The organism is Catenuloplanes niger (genome assembly GCF_031458255.1).
GTDB lineage: Bacteria > Actinomycetota > Actinomycetes > Mycobacteriales > Micromonosporaceae > Catenuloplanes > Catenuloplanes niger.
Genome location: NZ_JAVDYC010000001.1, coordinates 5,385,158 through 5,408,205 on the forward strand (window position 1 = coordinate 5,385,158; position 23,048 = coordinate 5,408,205).

General features: G+C 73.4%; 22 protein-coding genes. 9 read left to right on the top strand and 13 right to left on the bottom strand.

The window, feature by feature from the left end:
• Nucleotides 1-49: 49 nt before the first annotated feature.
• Nucleotides 50-3,823 (top strand): SCO7613 C-terminal domain-containing membrane protein, encoded by a 3,774-nt coding sequence (locus tag J2S44_RS23930; RefSeq protein ID WP_310418074.1) that lies wholly within the window; start codon nt 50-52, stop codon nt 3,821-3,823.
• A 15-nt stretch (nt 3,824-3,838) separates the two neighbouring features.
• Nucleotides 3,839-4,525 carry a haloacid dehalogenase-like hydrolase gene (locus tag J2S44_RS23935; RefSeq protein WP_310418077.1) on the top strand — a complete coding sequence of 229 codons (687 nt, stop codon included), beginning with the start codon at nt 3,839-3,841 and terminating at the stop codon, nt 4,523-4,525.
• A 54-nt stretch (nt 4,526-4,579) separates the two neighbouring features.
• Here J2S44_RS23935 and J2S44_RS23940 read toward each other — a convergent pair whose 3' ends face one another.
• Entirely contained in the window at nt 4,580-5,728 is a 1,149-nt protein-coding gene (locus J2S44_RS23940) for an FHA domain-containing protein (RefSeq protein WP_310418081.1), read from the bottom strand.
• Nucleotides 5,729-5,767: 39 nt separating this feature from the next.
• The gene (locus J2S44_RS23945) at nt 5,768-6,070 is read right to left on the bottom strand and encodes a 4a-hydroxytetrahydrobiopterin dehydratase (protein ID WP_310418084.1); all 303 of its coding nucleotides are present in this window, start codon (nt 6,068-6,070) and stop codon (nt 5,768-5,770) included.
• Nucleotides 6,071-6,157: 87 nt separating this feature from the next.
• Between J2S44_RS23945 and J2S44_RS23950 the strand changes: the two genes are divergently transcribed.
• Entirely contained in the window at nt 6,158-6,961 is an 804-nt protein-coding gene (locus tag J2S44_RS23950; protein ID WP_310418087.1) for a hypothetical protein, read from the top strand.
• A gap of 58 nt (nt 6,962-7,019) precedes the next feature.
• Here the strand turns inward: J2S44_RS23950 and rocD are convergent, their stop codons facing one another.
• The 9 genes from rocD to J2S44_RS23995 form a co-directional block, all read right to left on the bottom strand.
• On the bottom strand, nt 7,020-8,240 hold the full coding sequence (gene rocD / locus J2S44_RS23955) for an ornithine--oxo-acid transaminase (RefSeq protein ID WP_310418089.1): 1,221 nt from the start codon (nt 8,238-8,240) through the stop codon (nt 7,020-7,022).
• Nucleotide 8,241: 1 nt separating this feature from the next.
• Complete coding sequence (gene ddaH / locus J2S44_RS23960) at nt 8,242-9,045, bottom strand: dimethylargininase (RefSeq protein WP_310418092.1); 804 nt, start codon at nt 9,043-9,045, stop codon at nt 8,242-8,244.
• A 256-nt stretch (nt 9,046-9,301) separates the two neighbouring features.
• Nucleotides 9,302-9,859 carry a hypothetical protein gene (locus J2S44_RS23965; protein WP_310418095.1) on the bottom strand — a complete coding sequence of 186 codons (558 nt, stop codon included), beginning with the start codon at nt 9,857-9,859 and terminating at the stop codon, nt 9,302-9,304.
• Nucleotides 9,860-10,066: 207 nt separating this feature from the next.
• Entirely contained in the window at nt 10,067-11,911 is a 1,845-nt protein-coding gene (locus J2S44_RS23970; RefSeq protein ID WP_310418098.1) for a putative bifunctional diguanylate cyclase/phosphodiesterase, read from the bottom strand.
• A 115-nt stretch (nt 11,912-12,026) separates the two neighbouring features.
• Nucleotides 12,027-12,716 carry an SEC-C metal-binding domain-containing protein gene (locus J2S44_RS23975; RefSeq protein ID WP_310418100.1) on the bottom strand — a complete coding sequence of 230 codons (690 nt, stop codon included), beginning with the start codon at nt 12,714-12,716 and terminating at the stop codon, nt 12,027-12,029.
• A 23-nt stretch (nt 12,717-12,739) separates the two neighbouring features.
• Complete coding sequence (locus tag J2S44_RS23980; protein WP_374728014.1) at nt 12,740-14,104, bottom strand: FAD-dependent oxidoreductase; 1,365 nt, start codon at nt 14,102-14,104, stop codon at nt 12,740-12,742.
• Nucleotides 14,105-14,122: 18 nt separating this feature from the next.
• Nucleotides 14,123-15,250 (bottom strand): carboxylate-amine ligase, encoded by a 1,128-nt coding sequence (locus J2S44_RS23985; RefSeq protein WP_310429887.1) that lies wholly within the window; start codon nt 15,248-15,250, stop codon nt 14,123-14,125.
• 178 nt (nt 15,251-15,428) lie between these two features.
• Entirely contained in the window at nt 15,429-16,235 is an 807-nt protein-coding gene (locus J2S44_RS23990) for an Fpg/Nei family DNA glycosylase (RefSeq protein ID WP_310418103.1), read from the bottom strand.
• 23 nt (nt 16,236-16,258) lie between these two features.
• Nucleotides 16,259-16,597 (bottom strand): ArsR/SmtB family transcription factor, encoded by a 339-nt coding sequence (locus tag J2S44_RS23995; RefSeq protein ID WP_310418105.1) that lies wholly within the window; start codon nt 16,595-16,597, stop codon nt 16,259-16,261.
• Between the two features lie 214 nt (nt 16,598-16,811).
• On the opposite strand from J2S44_RS23995, the gene J2S44_RS24000 reads away from it, so the two are divergent.
• The 5 genes from J2S44_RS24000 (at nt 16,812) to J2S44_RS24020 (ending at nt 19,663) form a co-directional block, all read left to right on the top strand.
• Complete coding sequence (locus J2S44_RS24000; RefSeq protein ID WP_310418108.1) at nt 16,812-17,183, top strand: hypothetical protein; 372 nt, start codon at nt 16,812-16,814, stop codon at nt 17,181-17,183.
• Between the two features lie 397 nt (nt 17,184-17,580).
• Nucleotides 17,581-17,982 (top strand): roadblock/LC7 domain-containing protein, encoded by a 402-nt coding sequence (locus tag J2S44_RS24005; protein WP_306834920.1) that lies wholly within the window; start codon nt 17,581-17,583, stop codon nt 17,980-17,982.
• Nucleotides 17,972-18,547 carry a GTP-binding protein gene (locus tag J2S44_RS24010; RefSeq protein ID WP_310418110.1) on the top strand — a complete coding sequence of 192 codons (576 nt, stop codon included), beginning with the start codon at nt 17,972-17,974 and terminating at the stop codon, nt 18,545-18,547. The genes J2S44_RS24005 and J2S44_RS24010 overlap by 11 nt, the downstream gene beginning before the upstream one ends.
• 13 nt (nt 18,548-18,560) lie before the next feature.
• Nucleotides 18,561-18,863, top strand: coding sequence for a DUF6412 domain-containing protein (locus J2S44_RS24015; RefSeq protein WP_310418113.1), 303 nt, complete (start codon nt 18,561-18,563; stop codon nt 18,861-18,863).
• A 38-nt stretch (nt 18,864-18,901) separates the two neighbouring features.
• Nucleotides 18,902-19,663: a YidC/Oxa1 family membrane protein insertase gene (locus J2S44_RS24020; protein ID WP_310418116.1), complete on the top strand. Its 762-nt coding sequence runs from the start codon at nt 18,902-18,904 to the stop codon at nt 19,661-19,663.
• Here J2S44_RS24020 and J2S44_RS24025 read toward each other — a convergent pair.
• Nucleotides 19,617-20,267, bottom strand: a complete 651-nt coding sequence (locus tag J2S44_RS24025) for a DedA family protein (RefSeq protein WP_310418118.1) — start codon at nt 20,265-20,267, stop codon at nt 19,617-19,619. The two genes, J2S44_RS24020 and J2S44_RS24025, sit on opposite strands and share 47 nt — an antisense overlap.
• Before the next feature lie 16 nt (nt 20,268-20,283).
• Nucleotides 20,284-21,300 (bottom strand): LacI family DNA-binding transcriptional regulator, encoded by a 1,017-nt coding sequence (locus J2S44_RS24030; RefSeq protein ID WP_310418121.1) that lies wholly within the window; start codon nt 21,298-21,300, stop codon nt 20,284-20,286.
• Between the two features lie 108 nt (nt 21,301-21,408).
• Between J2S44_RS24030 and J2S44_RS24035 the strand changes: the two genes are divergently transcribed.
• Complete coding sequence (locus tag J2S44_RS24035) at nt 21,409-23,034, top strand: alpha-amylase family protein (RefSeq protein WP_310418124.1); 1,626 nt, start codon at nt 21,409-21,411, stop codon at nt 23,032-23,034.
• The last annotated feature ends 14 nt before the right edge of the window (nt 23,035-23,048 follow it).

Genomic DNA, 23,048 nt, shown 5'->3' on the forward strand with positions numbered 1-23,048 from the left:
GGTACGCGAACTCTGTCCGCGCGGTCCGCGAACGCGACAGGATGCCGGGGTGCAGCCTGACGTGAACGCCACCCTCGCGCCTGAGTACCCGTGCCCCTGGTGCGGCGTGACCGCCACGCTGGAGCGTGGCTGCCCCGGCTGCGGCCGCGCGCCGAACCCGGTCGCGGCCGAGGTGATCGGGCTGGACGGGCGGATCGCCGCGCTGGTGCCGCTGGTCGAGACCGCGCGCCAGGAGCTGGAGGCGGCCCGGCGGGTCTACGACGAGCGGGCGACCGGTCTGCGCGGGCTGCAACAGCGGCGCAACGGGTTGCTGGCCCAGATCCACGCCGAGCGGGTCGCCGTCCCACCGCCGGTCCCGGCACCCGGCCCACTGCCGGGCCCGGTGCCGGATCTGGTGCCCGCGGCCCGGCCGGAGGCCACCACCCGGACCGTCCAGAACGTGCTGTTCATCCTCGGCGGACTGCTGCTCGGCACCGCCGCGATCGTCTTCACCACGATCGCCTGGGCCACGTTCGGGCCGGCCGGCCGCGCCGCGATCCTGGCCACCGTCACCGCGCTCGCGCTGGCCGCGCCGCCGGTCGCGCTGCGCCGCAACCTGCGGGCGACCGCGGAGACGTTCGCCGCGCTCGGCATGCTGCTGATCCTGCTCGACGGCTACGCCGTCTGGTACGTGAACCTGCTCGGCGTCACCGCCATGGACCCCGCGCGGTACGCGGGCGTGGTCGCGCTGCTCGCCGCCGCGATCGCGGCCGGCTACGGCTGGGCCACCGGACTCACCGGCCCCCGGCTGGCCGCGCTGCTGCTCGTCCAGCCCGTGCTGTCGCTGCTGCTCAGCCGCTCCGGCCCGTACCTGACCGCGCTCGTACTGGCCGGCACGGCCGCGATCGACCTGGTCGCGGCCCGCTTCCCGCTCCCGGTCCGCGCCGCCGCGCGGTCCACCGATCCGGCGGTACGGACCGGACTGCGCGGCCTCGCCTGGCTGCTCTTCGGCGGCTGGCTGTTCGCCGCGTTCGCCGCCTCGCTGCTGGCGCTGATCGCGGACGAGCGGGTCCCCGGGTACGTCGCGCCGACCGCACTGCTGCTCACCGGCCTGCTGCTGGTCGCGGCCTCGGTCGTGGCCCGCCGCCCGCGGTTCCAGGCGGTGGCGTCCGGCGTCCTCGTGGTGCTGGTCGCGATCGCGTCGGTGCGGCCGGTGGTCGAGTACGGCGACCGGTTCTCGCTGGTCACGGCGACCGCGGTGCTGGTGGTGATCGCGCTGGCGGTGCGCGCGGTGCTGCCCCGGCTCCCGGCGGCGGTCCGGCCGGGCCCGCGCGCCGGCGCGCTGACCGTGCTGTGCGGCACGTACGCGGTGCTGGCGATCGCGGCCGCGAGCGGCCTGCTCGTCATGATCGCCCGGGCGGCGGAGCGGGACCGGCTGGACACGATCGCGGACTGGCAGTTCCCGTTCGCGCTGGCCGTCCTGCCGCTGGCGATCGCACCGCTGCTGCCGCTGTACACCCCGAAGGCGGTCGCCCCCGCACCGGTCGGCGCCGCGCCCGGCCCGGTGGCCGCGCCCGGCCCGGTGGCCGCGCCCGGTTCGGTGGCCGCTGGCCCGGTGGGCGTGGCCGGCCCGGTTGGCGCTGCTCCGCTCGCCGCGGGGTCTGCCGCGGAACCAGCCGCGGTGCCCGGCGGGATGCGGCACCGGGGTGGCGGATGGCGCGGCTGGCACGACCCGGTGATCGTCGCGGTGACGCTCGGGGTGCTGTCGCTGCCGCTCGGCTTCGGCATGCCGGTGGAGCTGACCGCCGCGCTCGACCTGGCCGCCGGCGCGGTCTTGCTGCTCACCGCCGCACCGGCCCGGTTCGCGCGGTCCGTGCTGGTCCGCGCGCTGGCCGGTGCGGGTTCCGTGGTGCTCGCGCTGACGTTCACGGCCGGGCGGCCGGACGCGTTCGCGGTGCTGCTGCCGCTGGCCGTGGTGCTCGGCGTGGCGGTCCCGTTGCTCGCGTACGGCCGGAACCCGCTCCTCGGCCGCCTGACGCTGGGCGTGGCGCTGACCGGCGTGCCGTTCGCCGCGATCGCGGTGCTGGCCGGCGCGCTTCCCCGGTCCGGCTGGGAGGGGCCCGGCGCGGCCCGGCTGTTCTTCGCCGCGGCCGCGGCGGTGCTGCTCGCGGTGGCCGCGGTCCGTCGCCGGTGGCCGGCCTACCTGGGCGCGGCCGGCGTGGCCACCGGCCTGGTGATGCTGCTCGCCGGCCTGCCGCTCGACCCCGGCGGCGACCCGCGCGTGCTCTACGCGGCCGGTGCGCTGCTGCTGACCGCCCTCGCGGCCCACGCCCGCCCGCTCCTCGCCGACTCCCCGGACCCCGCGTCACCGGACCCCGGACCCGATTCCTCCCCGCCGCCGGTGCCGTGGTCACCCCCGGCGGCGCCGGGGGCACCTGTGACGGCGCCGGGGGCAGCCGTGACGGCGCCGTGGTCGCCCGCGGCCCGGGGCCGGACGCTGCTGGCGCTGGCCGGCGCCCCGCTCGCCGTCGCCGTGCTGCTCGGCGTCGCGAACGCGATCTACACGGTCGTCCTCGCGCCCTACGCCTGGTTCGACCGCGGCTGGTCCACCGCGCCCACCGGCGTGGGCCTCTCGCCGGATCCGATCACGCTGCCGGTGTGGAGCGAGGCCGTCGCCGTCGCGCTGCTGATCCCGGTGGTGTGGCTGGCCGTGCGGGTCGCCGACCGCTCCCGCACCCGCCGGGCCACGCTCGGCGCCGCCGCGGTCACCGCGGCCGCGATCCTGGTCGGACTGGCCGCCGCCGGTGCCCCGTGGCCGGCGGTCCCGGCCGCCGGTCTCACGTTCGGGCTGGCCGCGCTGCTCGTCGCCGCGTGGGTGCCGCGGACCGCGGCGCTGCTCGTACCCGTCGGGCTGGTGTTGAAGGGCGCGGCGCTGGCGGGCGCGTCGCCCCGGCCGGCCACCACGCTGGCCGCGGTGGGCCTGTCGCTGATCGCCGGCGTGGTGATCGGCGCGACCGGTCGCGGGCTGCGCGCCCGGCTGAGCGGCTGGCTGGGTGCGGTGCTGGCCGCGATCGCGCTGGCCGGCACGACCGGCGCCGCGGCCGACCTGCCGCTGCGGACGACCGCGCTGATCATCCTCGGCGTCGCGGTGGCCGCACTGACGCTGGGCGCGCTGCTGCGCCGCGCCCGCCCGGGCGAGGCCGGCCCGGTCGAGGTGGCCGCGCACGCCACCGCCGTCGTCGCGTTCCTGCTGGTCATCGGCGTGGACCTGCGGTACGCCGCGGCCGTCGCGCTGCTCTGGAGCATCGCGGTCGGGGTGCGGGCGATCTTCGGTCCGTGGCGCTGGCCGCTCGGCCTGACCGCGGCCGGCTGGCTGCTGCTGGCCTGGTGGCTGCTGCTCGGCGCGGTGCGGATCGGCGTGTGGGAGGCGTACACGCTTCCCGCCGCGCTGGTCGCGGCCGTGGTCGGCGTGCTCGCCGCGCGCCGGTGGCCGGCGCTGAGCAGCTGGCGCGCGTACGCGGTCGGCGTCACCGCCGCGCTGCTGCCCAGCCTCGCCGCGGTCCTGCTCGGCGACGCGTCCTGGCAGCGCCGCCTGCTGCTCGGCGCCGGCGCGATCGTCCTGGTGGTGGCCGGCGCGATCCGCCGCCGTCAGTCACCGGTCGTCCTGGGTGGCGGCACGCTCCTGCTGCTGTCCGTGACCGAGGTGGCGCGCGTGTGGGATCTGCTGCCACGCTGGCTCCCGTTCGCCGTGGGCGGCGTCGTGCTGGTCACGCTGGCGATCACTTACGAGCGGCGCCGCCGGGACCTGGCCCGGCTGCGTGCCGCCGTCGGCCGGATGAACTGAGAGGGGTACACCCGGATGGTGCCGACCCGCCTGGTGCTGTGGGACATCGACGGTACGCTGCTGGACGCCGCGGGATACGGCTGGCGCCTGGCCGACCGCGCGTTCCGGAACCTCTACGGTGCGCCGCTGGTGCACCCGGTCCCGCTGGCCGGCCGTACCGATCGCGCCATCATGACCGACGTGCTGCACGCGCACGGCGTGCCGGCCGCGGCGGACGACCTGATCGCCGAGATGGAGTCGCTGGTGCCGGCGGCCGACGACTTCCACACCGGCGGCGGCACCGTCCTGGCCGGGGCGGCCGAGGCGATCAGCGCGCTCGCGGGCGAACCGTCCGTGGTGCAGTCGGTGCTCACCGGCAACCTGGGGCCGGTCGCGCGGGCCAAGCTCGCCGCCGTCGGCCTCGGCGACCACCTCGACCTGGCCGTCGCGGCCTACGGCCGGGACCATGCGGTCCGGGCGGACCTGGTGACGGTCGCCCGGAAGGCGTTCACCGCCCGCTACCCGGCGCCGGCCGGGTTCGGCACGATCCTGATCGGGGACACGCCGCTCGACGTGGCGGCGGCGCACGCGGCCGGGGCGGCGGCGATCGCGGTCGCGACCGGCCGCTACACCGCCGCCGAGCTGAGGGCCGCCGGGGCTGCCGTGGTCCTTCCGGACCTGACGGACACCGCGCGCCTGGTGGACGCGGTGCGCTCCGTCTGACGTCCCGGCGCGTTCCCGCCCCGCCGTGGCGGGAACGCGGCCGGGAGCGGGCGGTTACGACCGGGGTACGACCCGCAGGCTCATCGTCGGCGCGTCGGTGAGGACGGAGACCGGGTCGGAGACGCCGCCGGAGCTCCAGTTGCGGGCCCGGCCGACGTGCACGCCGGGGTAGAGCTCGACCAGGTCGTTCGGCTCCAGGACGCGGGTCTTGCGCTTGATGATCAGGCGGTCGTCCTCGTCCATGCTGCCGCCGGGGCGGATGCCGGTGCCGTTCGTGCTGACGTCGGTGACGGAGAGTTCACCGCCGCGCAGGTCGAAGCGGACGTGGGCGCGGCTGATCCACTTGCGGGCCTCGTCGGAGAGCCACTGGCCGAGCATGATGCCGCCGTCCGGGGCGCGGCCGACCTCGAGCGGCTCGTTCTCGACGACGACGAAGCGCTGGCGGACCACGCCGCCGACGCGGATCGCGAGTGCCTCGGCCGCGGGGCGCGGGCCGGCGTCGGAGAGCCGGGCGCCGTGCCGGGGGCAGGTGGGGGTGCCGTTGCGCAGCGTGGGCGGCGGCTGGGCGCCGGGGCGGGCCTCCTGCTCGGGCTGGCGGAGGTCGGCGAAGAAGCTGTCGCCGCCGTCGGCGCCGCCGAAGCTGGCGCACGGGCTCTCCGGGCAGCGCCAGATGCGGCTCATCAGGCGCACGCCGGCCTGGGACGGGGCGCCGGGCGCGGCCTGGCCGCCACCGACGCGGGCGACGAGCGCGGCGCCGCCGTGGCCGACGATCGGGGCGACGAGCCGGCCGGGGTCGCCGATCCACGGGTACGAACCGCGGAAGCCCTCGAATCGGTCGCGGCTGAGCACGGGCAGGCCGAGGATGTCCGCGATCTCCAGCACCCGGTCGTTCATCTGCGGCACGACCTCGACGAGCCCGTCGTCGGCCCAGCGGCGCGCGACCATCCGCTCGTTCGAGGTGAGGTCGGCGTCGGAGAGCAGCGCGCGGGGCAGCACCACGTAGACGGGCACGTCCTCCTCGGCGAGCTGGCGGCCGAGCGCGTCGACGACCATGCCGAGGCGCAGCATGCTGGCCGGCCGGCCCTGGTCCAGGTCCTGATATCGGACGATCTCCGACAGGTCGAGGACGGCACGCGCCATCGCCGGGTCGACGCACAATCGCCGCTCGATGGCGTCGAGCACCTTGCTGATCTCGAATCTCACGCTTCAACCTCCCGCCGGAGCAGCTACATCATGCCGGATCTACCCCTGCTCCAGCACGCGGGCCACGATCTCGTCGATGTGGGTCGCCAGCAGCACGTCGTGGTCGGTGACCCCGCCGTCCGAGTGGGTGGTCAGGCGGAACGTGACCGTGCGCCACCGGATGTCCATGTCGGGATGGTGGTCGAGCTCTTCAGCGATCTTGGCGACATCGACCACGGCCACGATCCCGGCCGGGAAGCTCGGGAACTCGACGGTCCGCACGATCACCTCCTGATCGCCGATCCAGCCCGTGAGCTGCGCGAGTGCCTTGCCTACCGCTGCGTCGTCCAGCAACTGCGCCATGGCCTGACCCTAACCCGGCCTGGGGTTCGTTTGCTGACCGACGCGGTCGGGGAAAGACATGGACAGCCGGACATGAAGGAGACGTTGATGGACCGCCGAATTCTGTGGGTGCCGAGCGTGGCCGTCGCGGGCGCGCTCGCGCTGGGTGGCTGCGCGGAGAACGGGGAGCCCACCATCTCCCTGCCGTCGGTCGGGGTGACGCCGACCGCGGCGACCACGACCGTGCCGCCGAGCGCGGCGGACACCGCGCTCGCCGCGTCGACGCAGGCGCTGGGCACGACCAGCTTCAAGACCACGATGACGGTCGGTGACGCGGTCTCGGTGACCGGGCAGATCGACCCGGTGAAGGAGACCGGCGACACCACGATGCGGCTGACCGGCGCGAACGGCGGCGACATCACGCTGCAGACGCTGCTGATCGGCAAGGACGCGTGGGCGAAGGTGACCGGTCTCGGCGAGGCGCTGCCGGCCGGCTGGATGCACCTGGACGCGCAGAAGGCGTCCGGCACCGGCAACTTCAGCATCGCGCCCGGCCAGACCGACCCGGCCAAGGCGTCGCAGTTCATCGCGGCCAGCGCGGACGTGCAGCAGAGCGGCACCAACACCTTCACCGGTACGGTGGACCTGGCCAAGGTCGCGGGCGTGACCGGGCTGGGCACCGTGACGATCGGGGACGGCGCGGCGCAGAAGGTGCCGTTCACCGCCACCACGGACGCGCAGGGCCGGCTGTCGAACCTGACCGTGGACATCCAGAAGGTGTCGCCGGAGGCCGCGGGTCCGCTGAAGATCGACTACACCGACTACGGCACGCCGGTCACGGTCACGCCGCCGAACCCGGCCGAGGTGACCGAGGCGCCGAACGAGCTGTACAACCCGTTCGGTACGAACTGACACGCGCTGCAGCACGGAAAAGGGCCGCCCACCGGGCGGCCCTTTTCGTGAGGCGGCCTCAGGGGGAGCTGAGGACCGCCGCCAGCCGGCCGAGTGCGACGTCGATGTCGTCCTCCGTCACGGTGAGCGGAGGAGCGAGCCGGATCGTGGAGCCGTGCGTGTCCTTGACCAGGACACCCCGCTCCAGCAGCAGTTCGCAGGCGCGGCGGCCGGTCATCAGCGCGGGGTCGATGTCCACGCCGGCCCAGAGCCCGCGCCCGCGTACCGCGATGACGCCCTTGCCGATCAGGTCGGTGAGCCCGGCGTGCAGGCGGGTGCCGAGCGCGGCGGACCGGCGCTGGAACTCGCCGGTGGCCAGCAGGTTCACCACCTCGGCGGCGACCGCGCAGGCCAGCGGGTTGCCGCCGAACGTGGAGCCGTGCTCGCCGGGGCGGAGCACGCCGAGCACGTCACGGCGGCCGGCGACCGCGGAGACCGGCACGATGCCGCCGCCGAGCGCCTTGCCGAGCAGGACCAGATCGGGGCGGACGCCCTCGTGGTCGCAGGCGAACGTGGTGCCGGTGCGGCCCAGGCCGGACTGGATCTCGTCCGCGACGAACAGCACGTTCCGCTCGGTGCAGAGCGCGCGCACGCCGGTGAGGTATCCGGGCGGCGGCACCAGCACACCGGCCTCGCCCTGGATCGGCTCGATCAGCACCGCCACCGTGTCCTCGGTGATCGCGGACGCCATCGCGGCCAGGTCGCCGTAGGGAACCACGGTGAAGCCCGGCGTGTACGGACCGAAGTCGTTCCGCGCGTCCGCGTCGGTGGAGAAGCTGACGATCGTGGTGGTCCGGCCGTGGAAGTTCCCGTCCGCCACGATGATGTTCGCGCGGCCGGTGCCCACGCCCTTGACCCGGTAACCCCAGGCCCGGGACACCTTGATCGCGGTCTCCACCGCCTCCGCGCCGGTGTTCATCGGCAGCACGAGATCCTGCCCGCACAGCTCGGCCAGCCCTCGGCAGAACGCCGCGAACCGGTCGTGCACGAACGCGCGGCTGGTCAGCGTGAGCCGGTCCAGTTGCGCGTGCGCGGCCGCGATCAGCGCCGGGTGCCGGTGCCCGAAGTTGAGCGCGGAGTATCCGGCCAGGCAGTCCAGGTAGCGACGGCCGTCGACGTCGGTCACCCAGGCGCCCTCGGCCTCCGCGATGACCACCGGCAGCGGGTGGTAGTTGTGCGCGGTCCACCGCTCCGCGTCCGCCAGCGCCTTCGGCGTCAGCGTGAGGTCATCGATGATCATGTCAGTCTCCCGCGCGGATCTCGAGGGTGCAGCACTTCGGGCCGCCGCCGGCCTTGCGCAGCTCGGACAGGTCCACCCCGATCGGCCGGAAGCCGCGGTCCGCGAGCTGCTGGGCGAAGTTCCCGGCCTGCACCGGCAGGACCACGTGGTGCCCGTCGCTGACCGCGTTCAGCCCGAGCACGGCGGCGTCGTCCGCGCCGGCCAGGATCGCGTCCGGGAACAGGCGGCGCAGCACCTCGCGGCTGCCGGGCGTGAACGCCTCCGGCAGGTACGCGATCGTGCGCTCGTCCAGCACGCAGAGCGCGGTGTCCAGGTGGTAGTAGTTCGGGTCGACCAGCTGCAGCGACACCACCGGGCGGCGCAGCACCTCCTGCGCCTGCAGGTGCGACTCGTGCGCGGTCCGGAAGCCGGTGCCGGCCAGCAGGATGTCGCCGGCCAGCAGGATGTCGCCCTCGCCCTCGTTGACCGCCTTCGCCTCGACCACGTCGAAGCCGGCCCGGCGGAACCAGTTCGCGTACGCCGGCCCCTCGTCGGCCCGCTCCGGGTCGCGGAACTGCACGGCGAGCACGGTGCCGTCGACCACGGTGGCGCCGTTCGCCGCGAACACCATGTCGGGCAGGCCGGGCAGCGGGTCTATCTCCTCGACCGTGTGCCCCAGATCCGCGTAGACGGCTCGCAGCGCGGTCCACTGCCGGACGGCCAGCTCGGTGTCGTACGGCGCGGCCGGGTCCATCCACGGGTTGATGGCGTACTCGACGGCGAAGTAGGTCGGGCGGCACATGAGGAAGCGCCGATGCGAGAACATGGGTGCGGCTCCACGGGTTCTTCAGCGAGGGATCTCACGAAGAACGCTATGGCCGACGCTGTTTTCCGATCCACCGTTAACGCTTGCGTCCGGCGGCGATTCGTTGCGTTGATCGGCGCCCGGGCGGCGAAACGTTGCCTGAACAGCATTTTGGGGGCGGTGAACCACCGCCCCCAAGCTCGGCATCGGGCGAACCGCCCCCTGCCCCGGCCCTCCCGAGCGAACCGCTCCGTCGTGCCTGAACTACATATGCCCGTCAGAACCAGTTCGGAAACTGTGCGTCAAGCCACTCCCGCGCCGGCCGGACCGTGTCGGTGTCCAGGCTCAGCCAGGACAGCTCGCCGGTCACCGAGAGGATGCCGACGACCAGCGCGGCGCCGCTGACCAGCATGCCGATCAGGCCGTCGAACTTGCCGGCCACGTGCCGCCGCCGGGTGGCGACGAAACCGCCGGCCGAGGCGAGGAACGCGATCGCGGCGACCGCGATGCCGTAGCCGCCGAGCGGACCGGACAGCACCAGCGCGGCCGCGCCGACGCTCAGCGCCAGGCCGATCGTGGCCATGATGCTGGTCCGCGCGCGCGGACCGTGGTCGACGACCACCGGCGGCGCCGGCGGCGTGGCCGGGCGCTCGATGACCTCGGTCGCCGGCTCCGTGTCGGTGGAGCTCTTCGCGTACGGGGTACGGTCGTCGACCTTCGCCCGCGGCGGCGTGTCGGCCTGCGCGCGGGGCGCGACCGGGGGACGGGCCGCGGTGGTCTCTTCCTCGGCGGTGGTCGTCGTGCCCGCCGACCGAGTGAACGTGGGGAGCCGCACGGTGCACCTCCTGGAGTGATGTGGGGGTTTCACTCCTGGTACCCGGGTGCGTCGATCGCCACACATCGCTCACGGTTCACCGGACGCCGGACCGGTTTCTCCCGCTTCCGGCGTGGTGCGGCCCGCATGCTCGGAGCGGGCCCCGGGTGTCCGTGTGGGCACCACGAAACACACGGCCGGCACCGCGGCCCACGGCCCGGCCCGCCCTCAGCCGGCGGCCAGCGCGGCGGCCAGGTCCTCCAGCGGTGCCGGGCGGCCGAGGTGCCAGCCCTGGGCGTGCTCGACGCCGAGCGCGGCCAGCGCCTCCAGCTGGGCGGCCGTCTCCACGCCCTCCGCGGTGACCCGCAGCTGGAGGCCGTGGCCGAGGTCGGTGAGCAGCTTGACCACGGTGTGGTCGCGCGGGTTCTCCAGCATGCCGGCCACGAACACCTGGTCGATCTTCATGCCGTGCACGGTCAGCGTGGACAGGTGGCGCAGCGTGGTCGAGCCGGCGCCCATGTCGTCCAGCGTGAGGTGCACGCCGGCCTCCCGCAGCCGCTCCAGCCGGGCGTGCGCGCCGCCGAGCAGCGTCAGGTCCGCGGTCTCCGGCAGCTCCAGCCGCAGCCGGTCCGGTGGCAGCCCGGTCTCGGCCAGCACGTCCAGCACGGTCTCGTCGAACGGCGTGGTCAGCGTCCGGGTGGAGACGTTCACGTTCACCGACGGCGGCGCCGCGTCACCGAGCCGTTCGGTCAGCGCGACCAGGTCGGCGCAGGCGGTCCGCAGCACCCAGCGGTCCAGCGCCGGCATCTGCCCGGTGCGCTCCGCGCCGGGCAGGAACCGGTCGGGGGAGAGCCGTCCGAGCCGCGGGTGCTCCCAGCGGACCAGCGCCTCCACGCTCACCACGGACCGGTCCTGGATCCGCACGATCGGCTGGTAGACCAGGCGCAACTCGTCGCCGGCGATCGCCTGCCGCACCGACCGGTCGACCTGTTCCACGTCACCCGGCAGGCCGGCGTCCACGCCGAGCACGGTCACCACGTCGTCGCCGCCGGCCTGTTTCGCCCGGTACATCGCCATGTCCGCGGCGCTGAGCACGGTCTCCGCGTCGGCCTGCGCGCCGGACGTCGCCACGCCCACGCTCGCCTTGGTCCGCGCGGCCGGCGGGACCGCCGGGTCCGTCTCCGCCGCGGCCGCCCGGTACCGGTCGCCGATCTCCTTGGCCTCGTGCTCGCCGGCCTCCTCCGGCAGCCGGGTCAGCACCGCGAACTCGTCGCCGCCGAGCCGGGCGACCAGCTCGTCCTCCTTCGCGACCGCGGCCAGCCGGGCGGCCAGCGAGGTCAGCACGACGTCGCCGACGTGGTGGCCGAACGAATCGTTGATCTTCTTCATGTGGTCCAGGTCGATGAACGCGACCACCACGCGCGGGCCCGGCTGGTCCGGGTCGGACGCGTCGATGCAGGCCGCCTCGAGCTGCTCCAGGAAGTGCGCGCGGTTCGCCAGCCCGGTCAGCTCGTCCCGGATGACCTTGGCGGACAGCCGCTCGGTCAGCGTGTCCAGCAGCAGCGCGGCCGAGACGGAGCTGAGCCGGGTGTCGCCGTCGGAGACGATCACGTCGTCGTAGCGGGCCTCGCGCGGCCGGGTGCGCAGCCGCTGCGCCGCGGTGAGGACGCTGGTGCCGGCCAGCAGCACCAGCGGGTGCCAGTCGGTGATCTCGGCCACGGTCTGCCGGCTGGACAGCGGCCGGCCGTAGCCGAACGCACCGGACATGACCAGCAGGAACCGCTCCCGCATGATCAGCCCGAGCCGTCCGTCCGGCCCCTCGACCGCGACCGAGGTCAGGCCGGGCCGGCCGCGGAACAGCTCGTCCAGCACCGGGCAGGGGGTGTCGGCGGGCACCAGCCGGAGCGTGGACGCGAGCGACGCGATGTCGTCACGTGCCTGCTCGGACAGCGTCTCCGCGGCCGGGAACCGCCGGCGGATGATGTGGGCCCAGCGGCCGATCACCCGGTCACCCGTGAGATTCAGCTCCACGGTGTCCCCTCGTGCGGCCCGCTCGATCAGGGTGGCCAGCATACCGGCCGGTACCGTCCCTTGAAGATGATCGAACCTGGTTTTTGCTCCTGTGGAAATTCCACTGTCGGCCGGGGCGGCGTGAGCTGGGACGCGGCCGGATGCAGTGACGTATCGCTCAGCCAAGCGGCTGGGCGGGCGCGCCGCAGCACCGCTTGAACTTGCGGCCGGAGCCGCACGGGCAGGGCGCGTTGCGCGGCGGGTCCTTCGGCGGGACCTGGCCTGCGGCGCCGTGGACGCCGAGCGCCGCGTCGATGTGCCGCATCCGCTCGTCCGGGTCGCGCGGGATCTCGGCGGGCGCGAGGTCGTCGAGCATGTCGGGGTCGCGGCCGAGCGCCCGCCGGACGCGGCGGCGCGAGTTCAGCAGCATGCCGGCCACGGTCGCGTCGGGGGCGCGGCTGGCCTCCATCTCGTCGAGCTGCTCCTCGGTGAGCATCGCGGCGCCGCGCCCGAGCCAGCGCTCGGCGCCGGCCAGGTCACCGCGGATCTCGAGCAGCTCCCCGGCGATCATGCAGTGGCCGTCGTCGAGGAGCGGATCGCGGCGCAACCGGCGCAGCAGGTCGTCGGCCCGGTCCGGCTCGCCGTGCGCCAAATGGTGCTCGACGAGCTCGATGATGGCGTACAGCCCGTGCTGGTCGCGCACCTCGGCCAGCTCGCGGTAGATCTCGGCCGCGCGCTCGGTCTCCCCGGCCGCGCGCCAGGCCGCGGCCGCGTCCAGCAGGATCTCGCTGCGGTCCGCGGGGTACAGCTCGGCGTCGGCCTCAAGCTCGAGCGCGTGTTCCCGCGAGGGCCGGCTGTCGGTCACCATTCGGCCAAACTACCGGAATTCGTTCATTGATCCGCGCCGTGGACCTCTTCCGCGGCCTTGCGCGCGGCGATCAGCACCGGATCCCAGACCGGGGCGAACGGCGGCGCGTAACCGAGGTCGAGCGCGGTCATCTCCTCCACCGTCATGCCGGACCAGAGCGCCACCGCGAGCGCGTCGATCCGCTTCGCGGCCTCGGACCGGCCGACGATCTGCGCGCCGAGCAGCCGGCCGGTCCGGCGCTCGGCCAGCAGCTTGACGTGCATCGGCGCGCTGCCCGGGAAGTAGCCGGCCCGGTTCGTCGTCTCGACGGTCGCGGTGACGAAGTCGAACCCGGCCGCGGTGGCCTCGCGCTCGCGCAGCCCGGTGCGGGCCACCTCCAGGTCGCACACCTTGGTGACCGCGGTGCCGATCGCGCCGGGGAACGTGGCGTAGCCGCCGCCGATGTTGATGCCGGCCACCCGGCCCTGCTTGTTCGCGTGCGTGCCGAGCGGCAGGTGCACGTTCCGTCCGGTGATCAGGTGCCGGGTCTCGACGCAGTCACCGGCGGCCCAGACGCCCTCGTGGCCGGGCACCCGCATGCGCAGGTCGGTCAGCAGCCCGCCGTGCTCGCCGACCGGGAGACCGGCGGAGCGGGCCAGCAACGTGTTCGGGCGGACGCCGAGACCGAGCACCACCACGTCCGCGGGGACCTCGCCGGCCGTGGTGACGACGCCGGTGACGCGGCCGGCCGCGCCGGCCAGGCCGGTCACCGTGACGCCGGTGCGCACGTCGATGCCGAGCCCGGCCATCGCGTCCCGGACCAGCGCGCCCATGTCCGGGTCCACGGTGGACATCGGCTGCTCGCCGCGTTCCAGCAGCGTGACGTCGAGGCCCCGGTTGATCAGCGCCTCGGCCATCTCGACGCCGATGTAGCCGCCGCCGATCACCACCGCTCGCCGCACCTCCGGCGTGAGCCACGAGGCCAGGCCGTCGCCGTCGTCCAGCGTCTGCACGCCGAAGACCCCACCGAAGTCCACGTCGGCCCACGGCGGGCTGACCGGCACCGCGCCGGTGGCCAGCACCAGGTGGTCGAACTCGAGATCGAAATCGCCCGAGTCGGACTTCACCGACACGGTACGGGCGTGCGGGTCGATCGAGACGACCTCGTGCCGTACCCGCAGGTCGATGTCCTGGTTCTCGCGGAACTCGGCCGGCGTGCGGACGATCAGCTCGTCGCGCGTCTTCACCGTGCCGCCGATCCAGTAGGGGATGCCGCAGGCCGAGTACGACCCGTGGTTCCCCCGCTCGAACGCGACGATCTCCAGCCGGTCGGCCGGGACGCGCTTGCGGGCCTGGGAGGCGGCGGACATGCCCGCCGCGTCGCCACCGACGACGATCAGCCGTTTCATCACCACACCGACGATGATTTACCCGCGAGTGGCCTCGGTCAACGCGGCCAGCACGCCGTCGAGTGAACCGTGCCGCGCGAACGAGGCCCGTTGCCGCGCCGCGCCGGAGCCGTGCGAGCGCAGCCGGCTCATCAGGACGGTGGCGATCTCCAGGTCGCCGTGCCGTTCCAGCTGCGGGCGGACCAGGTCGAACAGCCGGCGCAGCAGGTGCCAGGCCGGTCGCGGGCGCTGGTTGACCAGGTCGACCGCGAGGCCCTCCAGCCCGTCGTGCGCGGCCCGCCAGTGCGCGGCGGACAGCAGCTGCTGGTTGATCGCGGGGGCCGGCAGGCCGGCCTCGACGTCCGTGATCGCGGTGCCGACCAGCGCCCGGACCAGCGCGGCGACCAGCGCGGTGTCCGCCAGCGACGGGCAGACGTCCCCGATCCGGAGCTCGACCGCGCTTCCGTCCGGGGCGAGCCGGGCGTGCCAGTGCAGCATGCTCTCGTCCAGCACGACGCCGGACGCGATCAGGTCGTCGAGCAGGTGCCGGTAGTGCGCGTACGACTCCAGCAGCGGCGTCGGGCCGACCGACGGCCAGCGCTCCCACATGATCGATCGCCAGCTCGCGTACCCGGTGTCGATGCCCTGGTAGAACGGCGAGTTCGCGGTGACCGCGTGCAGCACCGGCAGCCACGGCCGGACGTGGTTGAGCACCTGCACGGCCAGCTCCGGGTCGTCCACGCCGACCCGTACGAGCGTGCCGTTGAGCCCGTGGCCGGGCGCGAGCGGGCCGAATCGCTCCGCCGTCCGGTGACACCGCGGCAGGTCCGCGACCGGCGCGTCCGGGCCGGTCAGCGGGCAGGCGCCGATCGCGGTCAGCCGGGCGCCGGCCGCCTCGGCCGCGTCCGCGACCCCCTCGCGGAGCAGGCTCATCGACCGCCACAGCGCGTCCAGGTCACCGGCCGGCGGCCCGGCCACACCGATCTGGGTGCGGAGGTAGGCGTGCCGCACGGAGGCGCGCAACGCCGGGGAGACGCGCTCCAGGACGTCGTCGACGACCGGTGCCGGTGCCGGCCGCCGCGCGTCGAGCAGCAGGAACTCCTCCTCGACGCCGAGCGTGAGGGCGCCTCGCGCGAGGCCGGCGGTCCGGTCCGTGGTGGTCGGCATCAGGCTCACAGGTCGGCCCTCCGGGTGCGCGGGAGACGGGAGTCGGCGGGCGGCGGGCGCTTCCCGGACCCGCCGCACGCCGTGCTTCCCTCCCGATCACGCTAGCGGCGGCCGGGAGCGGCCCGGGCGGGTTTGGCAGATCTTCACCGGCCGGCCGCCGGGCGGTAGAACCGCGAGATCACCGCTGGCAGGCCGGGCACCAGTAGGTGTTCCGGTTCGCCAGCGAGCCCTTCAGCACGGTCGTCCCGCACACCAGGCACGGCTGCCCGGCGCGGCGGTAGACGTAGACCTCGCCGCCGTGCCGGTCCACCCGGGGTGCGCGGCGCATCGCCTCCGGCGTGTGCCGCACGTGCACGGTGTCGATCCGGCCCTGTGCCACGCCGTCCTTCATCAGCGCGCGCAGGTCCTCCCAGATCTCCGCGAACGCGGTCGCGGACAGCGCCCGGCCCGGCGTGGTCGGCAGCAGCCCGGCCCGGAACAGCACCTCGGTCGCGTAGATCAGCCCCGGCCCGGCCAGCACCGACTGGTCCATGATCAGCTGGAGCAGCGCGGCGTTGCTGCGGGAGATCCGCGCGTACGCCGGGCCCGGGTCCGCGTCGTCGCGCAGCGGGTCCGGGCCGAGCCGCGCGTGGATCAGCGCCACCCCGTGCGGGTCCAGCACCTCGCACGCGGTCGGCCCGCGCAGCTCCAGCCAGCCGCGCTCGCCGGCCACCCGCATGCGGATCAGCCCGACCGGGTCCGGCACCGGCAGCGGCCCGGTCGCGAACTTGCCGTAGAGCCCCAGGTGGACGTGCACGATCCGGTCGCCGGCGTAGTGGTGGAACAGGTGCTTGCCGTACGCGGAGGTGTCCTCCAGCACGCGGCCGGTGACCAGCGCCGCGTCCGCCGCGAACCGGCCCTGCGGGCTGCTCACCTCCACGGTCTGGCCGGCGAGCAGCCGGCGGTGCGCGATCGCGAGGCGGTGGATGCTGTGTCCCTCGGGCATGGTGAGCAACCGTAGCGCCGTCGCTAGGCCTCGGTGCCCGCGGAGCCCAGCTCGACCAGCAGGCCGTCGCGGTCGGCGAGCACCGCGCGGAGGATCCGGCGGCCGGCCGCGAGCAGGTCGGCCACGTCCGGGGTGCTCAGCGCGTACATCACCAGCGGGCCGTCGCGGTAGGTGAGGACGATGCCGGCGCGGCGCAGGACGGCGAGCTGCTGGGAGAGGTTGGACGCCTCCACGTCGATCTCGGCGAGGAGCGAGCGAACCGGCTTGGGACCGTCCTGCAGCAGTTCCAGCACCCGGATCCGGACCGGGTGGCCCAGCGTGCGGAACATCTCGGCCTTCGCCTGATAGAGCGGCACCGACACGGTGCGACCTGCCTCGTGGTTGGCGGCTTCCGGGTTTGCGCAGTTGCAGAAGTTCGCAACTCGCCTGCCGCGGTCGTCCGAAGCGTGTGACACCGGGCGACGCGCCGGTCGCACAACCAGTGCGACCGATGCCGGGCGGACGACCGCATCCTCGGAACCCGTAAGCGGCTCACGTGCCGCCCTTCCACGCCGACCCCTCATCGGAGGCACGCAAATGCCAGACATGGACGTCGCACTCAAGGACGCGATGCAGATCGACGGGGCCATCGGCGTGGCGCTCGTCGACTACACCAGCGGGATGGCGCTGGGCATCGCGGGCGGGACCAAGGACTTCGACCTCACGGTCGCCGCGGCCGGCAACACCGACGTGGTACGCGCCAAGCTGCGCGCCATGGAGATGCTGCAGCTGCGCGACGAGATCGAGGACATCCTGGTCACGCTGGGGGAGCAGTACCACCTGATCCGGCCGCTCAAGTCGCGCTCGGGCAAGGGCCTGTTCCTCTACCTGGCGCTGAGCAAGTCACGGGCGAACCTGGCGCTGGCCCGGCACCAGCTGCGCCGCATCGAGGAGGCGATCGACGTCTGATCCCCTCCACCGGAGCCCGGTGGGCGTCCCCCGGCCGGGACGCCCACCGCCCGGCTCCACAGCACTCCCGCGCGGTCACGAAGAGTAGTGGCCGCGCGCGTTTGTCGATGGATCTGTCGGCATTCCGACGCAACCGCGGACGACGTTCCACAGGGGAGCGACTGCGGAGCGCGTCGGCGTCGTCACGCACAACGGAAACCGCCGCCCGCCTCGATCTCCTGTTGCGCAACGAGGGATGATGTCCTCGTCGCACGCGAGAACCAGGAAGGGCCGCCGGGATGTCTGCACCGAGAAACGCACCGCGCGCGGGCGCTGCCGCACGCTCGGTGATCGGCGTGCCCGGCGGGGACGGCATCGACCGGCACGACGGTCACGGAACGTTGTGGGAGACTGCGGCATGACGTTGTTCGGCCAACCGGGATGGCTCCTGGACGAGCTCATCGAGAAGGTGCCTCACACCCGTCAGGCGGTGCTGCTCTCCGCGGACGGGTTGTTGATCGGTGCCTCGCGTGGGCTGTCCCGGGAGGACGGCGAGCACCTGGCCGCCATGGCCTCCGGCTTCGCCAGCCTGGCGCGCAGTGCCAGCCGGCACTTCAACGCCGGGGCGGTCCGGCAGACGCTGCTGGAGATGGAGGACGCGTTCCTCTTCATCAGCACGGCCGGCCGGAGCTCCTGCCTCGCCGTGCTGGCCGGCTCCGAGGCGGACATCGGCCTGATCTCCTACGAGATGGCGCTGCTGGTCACGCGGGTCGGCGACAACTTCTCCGTCGCGCACCGGGCGGGCGTCGATGGCCGCTGAGGAACGGCGCGCCCCGGTCGCGCTCAAGGTGCTGGTGGCCGGCGGGTTCGGCGCGGGCAAGACGACGATGGTCGGCGCGGTCAGCGAGATCCGGGTGCTGCAGACCGAGGAGATGCTGACCGACGTCAGCGTCGGCACCGACGACCTCTCCGGCGTCGAGGGAAAGACGTCCACCACGGTGGCGATGGACTTCGGCCGGATCACCATCGATCAGGACCTGGTGCTCTACCTGTTCGGCACGCCCGGCCAGGACCGGTTCTGGTTCCTCTGGGACGAGCTGGCCCAGGGTGCGCTCGGCGCGGTGGTGCTGGCGGACACCCGGCGGCTGGCCGACTGCTTCCCGTCGATCGACTACTTCGAGACGCGGAACCTGCCGTTCCTGGTCGGCGTGAACTGCTTCGACGGCGAGCAGAAGTTCAGCCCGGCCGCCGTGCGGACCGCACTGGACCTGGACGACGAGGTGCCGGTCGTGCTCTGCGACGCCCGCGACCGCGCGTCCGGCAAGGAACTCCTGATCGAACTGGTGGAGTACGTGATCAAGCGGAACAGCGCTCGACGCGACTAGGTATGGTGGATCGATGGTGCTGACCGGGTTCCTGTGGTCGCTGTGGGCGTGGACCGCCGCACAGCTGACCCAGGCCGCCCCGGCCGGCTCCAGCCCCGCCGAGATGATCGCGCTCGCGGCCGCCGGTCTCGTCGCGGTCGTGCTGGCGATCCACCTCGCCACCGGCCGGCTGTGCGGCCCCGGCTACCCGGCGCCCCACCGCGGCGCCGCGATGCGCGTGCGCGCGCTCAACACCCGCACCCCTCGACTCCGTGATCCGGACGCGGCCGGCCGTTCCCGGCCACGAGCTCCGGCGACCCTCCCCTCGGTCGCCTAGCTCTTCCCGTCCGTACCACCGTGTTGAGGGGTTCTGTCATGCTCGCGTTCGGTCCCATCGACGGCGCCGCCGGCGTCGCGTCCACTGTCGTCACCTCGATCGCCTCGTTCGCCGAACCGTTCGCCGGCACCGCCGCGACCGCGATCGCGATCATCCTGTTCACCATGGGCGTCCGCCTGCTGATCTCGCCGCTGACCTGGGCGCAGATCCGCGGCCAGCGACGCACCGCCGCGCTCGCGCCGAAGCTGCGCGAACTGCAGGCCAGGCACAAGGACGATCCGGCCGCGCTGCAGGCCGAGATGCTGAAGCTGTACCGGGAGGAGGGCGCGAGCCCGCTCGGCGGCTGCCTGCCCGCGCTGCTGCAGATCCCGTTCTTCACGGTCATGTACCGGCTCTTCACCACGCCCACGCTGGCCGGGGAGCACAACGCGCTGCTGGACGAGCGGTTCTTCGGCACCGCGCTCGGCGCGCACGTCACCGAGGGCGGGCTGCCGCTCTTCGCGGTGCTGCTGGCGATGCTGACCGTGCTGGCCTGGTGGTCGTCCCGGCGGATGGCGCTGGTGCAGGCCGCGAACCCGACGCCGGCCGACGCGCCGCCCGGCCAGGCGCAGATCATGCGGGTGATGCGCTTCCTGCCGTACGGCACCGTGCTGTTCGCCCTGGTCGTGCCGCTCGCCGCGGTGCTCTACCTGGTCACCACCACGACCTGGACCGCGGTCGAGCGGCTGCTGCTCGGCGCGGACCGGCACCTGCTCAGTGCTGCCGCGCCCGCTTCCGCCGGCGAGCCCGGACGCGGTTGAACACCCACGACCCGATGATCCAGGCGAAGATCGCCCAGATGGCGTAGTCGAACCACCGGTTGTACTGCTCGATGTCCTGCCAGCGGGAGCCGAGCGCGTAGCCCGCGCCGATGAAGATCGTGTTCCAGACGCCGCTGCCCAGCGCGGTGAACGCGATGAAGATCGGCATCGGCATGTGGTTGGCGCCCGCCGGCACGGACACGAGACTGCGCACCACCGGCACGCAGCGGCCGAGAAGCACGGCCCATTTCCCGTGCTTCTCGAACCAGCGGTCGGCCTTCTCCAGATCGTCGCGTTCGACCAGCGGCACCTTGTCCAGCCAGCGCTTCAGGCGTTCCTCGCCGAGGCCGCGGCCGACCCAGTAGAGCGCGATCGCACCGGCCAGCGAGCCGATCGTGGCCGCGACCCAGACCAGCACCAGGTTGACGCCGCCCTGGTTGGCCAGGTAGCCGGCCAGCGCGAGCACGACCTCGCTGGGGATCGGCGGGACGATGTTCTCCAGCGCGACGAGCAGGCCGACGCCGATCTCACCGAGCGATTCGATGACACCGGCCACCCATCCGCTGAGTCCGGTCAGGTTCTGCGAGGGATTGTCGGCGCTCATGGTCACGATCGGTCGACTACCCGGCGACCCCCCGGCCGAAACGAACCGAGCTGTCCCTGATCTCCAGATGGGTGGCGAGCGTGATGGTCGACGGCGGCCGGGCCGGCTCGGCGATCCGCGCGGCCAGCAGCCGCGCGGCGGCCCGCCCCAGCTCATAGGTCGGCTGCGCCACCGTGGTCAGCGCGGGCCGGATCAGCGCGGCCCAGGGCAGGTCGTCGAAACCCGCCAGACCCACCTCACCGGGTACGGGCACGCCACGGTCCCGCAGGCAGCGCAGCGCGCCGAGGGCCAGCCGATTGCCCGCCGCGAAGACCGCGTCCGGCCGCTCCGCCAGCGCCAGCAGGGCCCGCATCGCCTCGTAACCAGACTCCTCCCGGAAGTCCGCGTGCCGGATCAGCGCGTCGTCGACCGGCCGGCCGTGCTCCTGCAGCGCGGCCCGGTAGCCGGCCGCGCGCTGGGTCGCGGTGGAGACCGTGGCCGGGCCGGTGATGCACGCGATGCGCGCGTAACCGGACTCGATCAGGTGCGCGGTCGCGGCCTGCGCGCCCAGCTCGTTGTCGACCAGCACGGTGTCCACCCGGAGCTCCGGTGGCTGCCGGTCGACGACCACCACGGGCACGCGCGCGTCCAGCAGCCGGCGCACGTGCGGCGCGCCCGGCCCGGCCGGCGCGACGATCACCCCGGCCATCTGCTCGGCCAGCGCGGCGTCGACGTACCCGCCCTCCTTGGCCTCGTCGTCGTCCGTGTTGCAGAGGACGACGGAGAACCCGGCCGGCCGGGCGGCGTCCTCCACGCCGCGCACCATCGCGGTGTAGAACGGATCACCGATGTCGGAGATGATCGCCGCCCAGAGCGTGGTGCGGCTCCGCCGCAGGTTCCGGGCGACCGCGTTGGGCCGGTAACCCAGGTCCGCCATGGCCTGCCGGACCCGTTCCACCAGGACGGGGTCCACATTGGCATGTCCGTTGACCACTCGGGAAACGGTCGCGGGGGAGACTTCCGCGCGCCGTGCGACGTCGTAGATGGTCGCCATCGCTCCTCGTTCGTTTCTGCATCTCCCTGCGCCGCGCCGGTCCCCGCGCACATGATCTCACCCGTCCATGTCGGTTTGGTGTCGGCACCGACTGGAAACGTCGTGCTCATGAATGAGCGGTGGTACTCCAAGGCCGTCGTCTACTGCCTCGACATCGACACGTTCCAGGACTCGAACGGCGACGGGGTCGGCGACATCCGGGGACTGATCGGCCGGCTGGACTATCTGGCCCGGCTCGGTATCACGTGTCTCTGGCTGCACCCGATCCACCCGTCACCGAACCGCGACGACGGCTACGACGCCACCGACTTCTACAACGTCGACCCGCGCTTCGGCACGCTCGGCGACTTCGCGGAACTGCTGCACGAGGCCCGTAACCGGGGCATTCGCGTGATCATCGACCTGGTGGTCAACCACGTGTCGAACGAGCACCCGTGGTTCCAGTCGGCGCGGTCGTCGCCGGACTCGCCGTACCGGGACTGGTTCGTCTGGTCGGACACCGAGCCGTCCGATCGTGGCCAGGGCATGGTGTTCCCGGGCGAGCAGAAGGAGACGTGGACCTACGACCGGACCGCGAAGGCCTGGTTCTACCACCGCTTCTACGACTTCCAGCCGGACCTCAACATCACCAATCCCGAGGTGCGCGAGGAAATAAAGAAGATCTGCGCTTTCTGGTTGCAGCTGGGCGTTTCCGGCTTTCGGATGGATGCGGTGCCGTTCATCATCGAGCGCACCGAACCGGGCAATCCGAACTCGCCGAAGGACTTCGAATTCCTCACCGAACTCCGGTCGCACATCCAGTGGCGCCAGGGCGACGCGATGCTGCTGGCCGAGGCGAACGTGGAACCGGCCGAGCTGACCAACTACTTCGGCGGCCGGCTGCACATGCTCTTCGACTTCATGCTGAACGCGCGGCTGATGCTGGCCCTCGCCCGGCAGGACCCGGAGGGCATCATCGACGCGCTGCGCGACACCCCGGCGCTGCCGGACGGCGGGCAGTGGGCCACGTTCCTGCGCAACCACGACGAGGTGGACCTGTCCCGGCTCACCGCGGACCAGCGCCAGGACGTCTTCGAGGCCTTCGGGCCGGACGAGGGCATGCGGCTCTACGACCGGGGCATCCGGCGGCGGCTGGCACCCATGCTGGGCAACGACCGGCGCCGGATCGAGCTGGCCTACGCGCTGCAGTTCAGCCTGCGGGGCACGCCCGTGCTGCGCTACGGCGAGGAGATCGGCATGGGTGAGGACCTGAGCCTGCCGGGGCGGATGGCGATCCGTACGCCCATGCAGTGGTCCTTCCAGCCGAACGGCGGTTTCACCACGTCGGACGAGCCGCTGCGCCCACCGGTCAGCGGCGGCGAGTACGGCTGGGAGACGCTGAACGTCACCGCGCAGCGCGGCGACCGGAACTCGCTGCTCTCCTGGTTCGAGCGCATGATCCGCACGCTGCGCGAGGCACCCGAGGTCGGCGGCGGCTCCTGCCAGCACGTGGACGTGCCGGTGCCGCACGGCGTGCTGGCCCACCGCGCGGTCGACACCACCGGGTGCATGCTGTTCCTGCACAACCTGGGCGGCGACGACTGCGAGGTGGACATGTCGTCGCTGGCCGAGGAGGCCGACCACCCGGTCGAGGTGCTCTCCGACGACGGCTACGACCCGATCACCGAGGACCTGTCCGCGGTGAAGCTCAACGGGTACGGCTACCGCTGGGTCCGGCTGCGCCGCGGCTGGTGAACCCCGCACCGCGC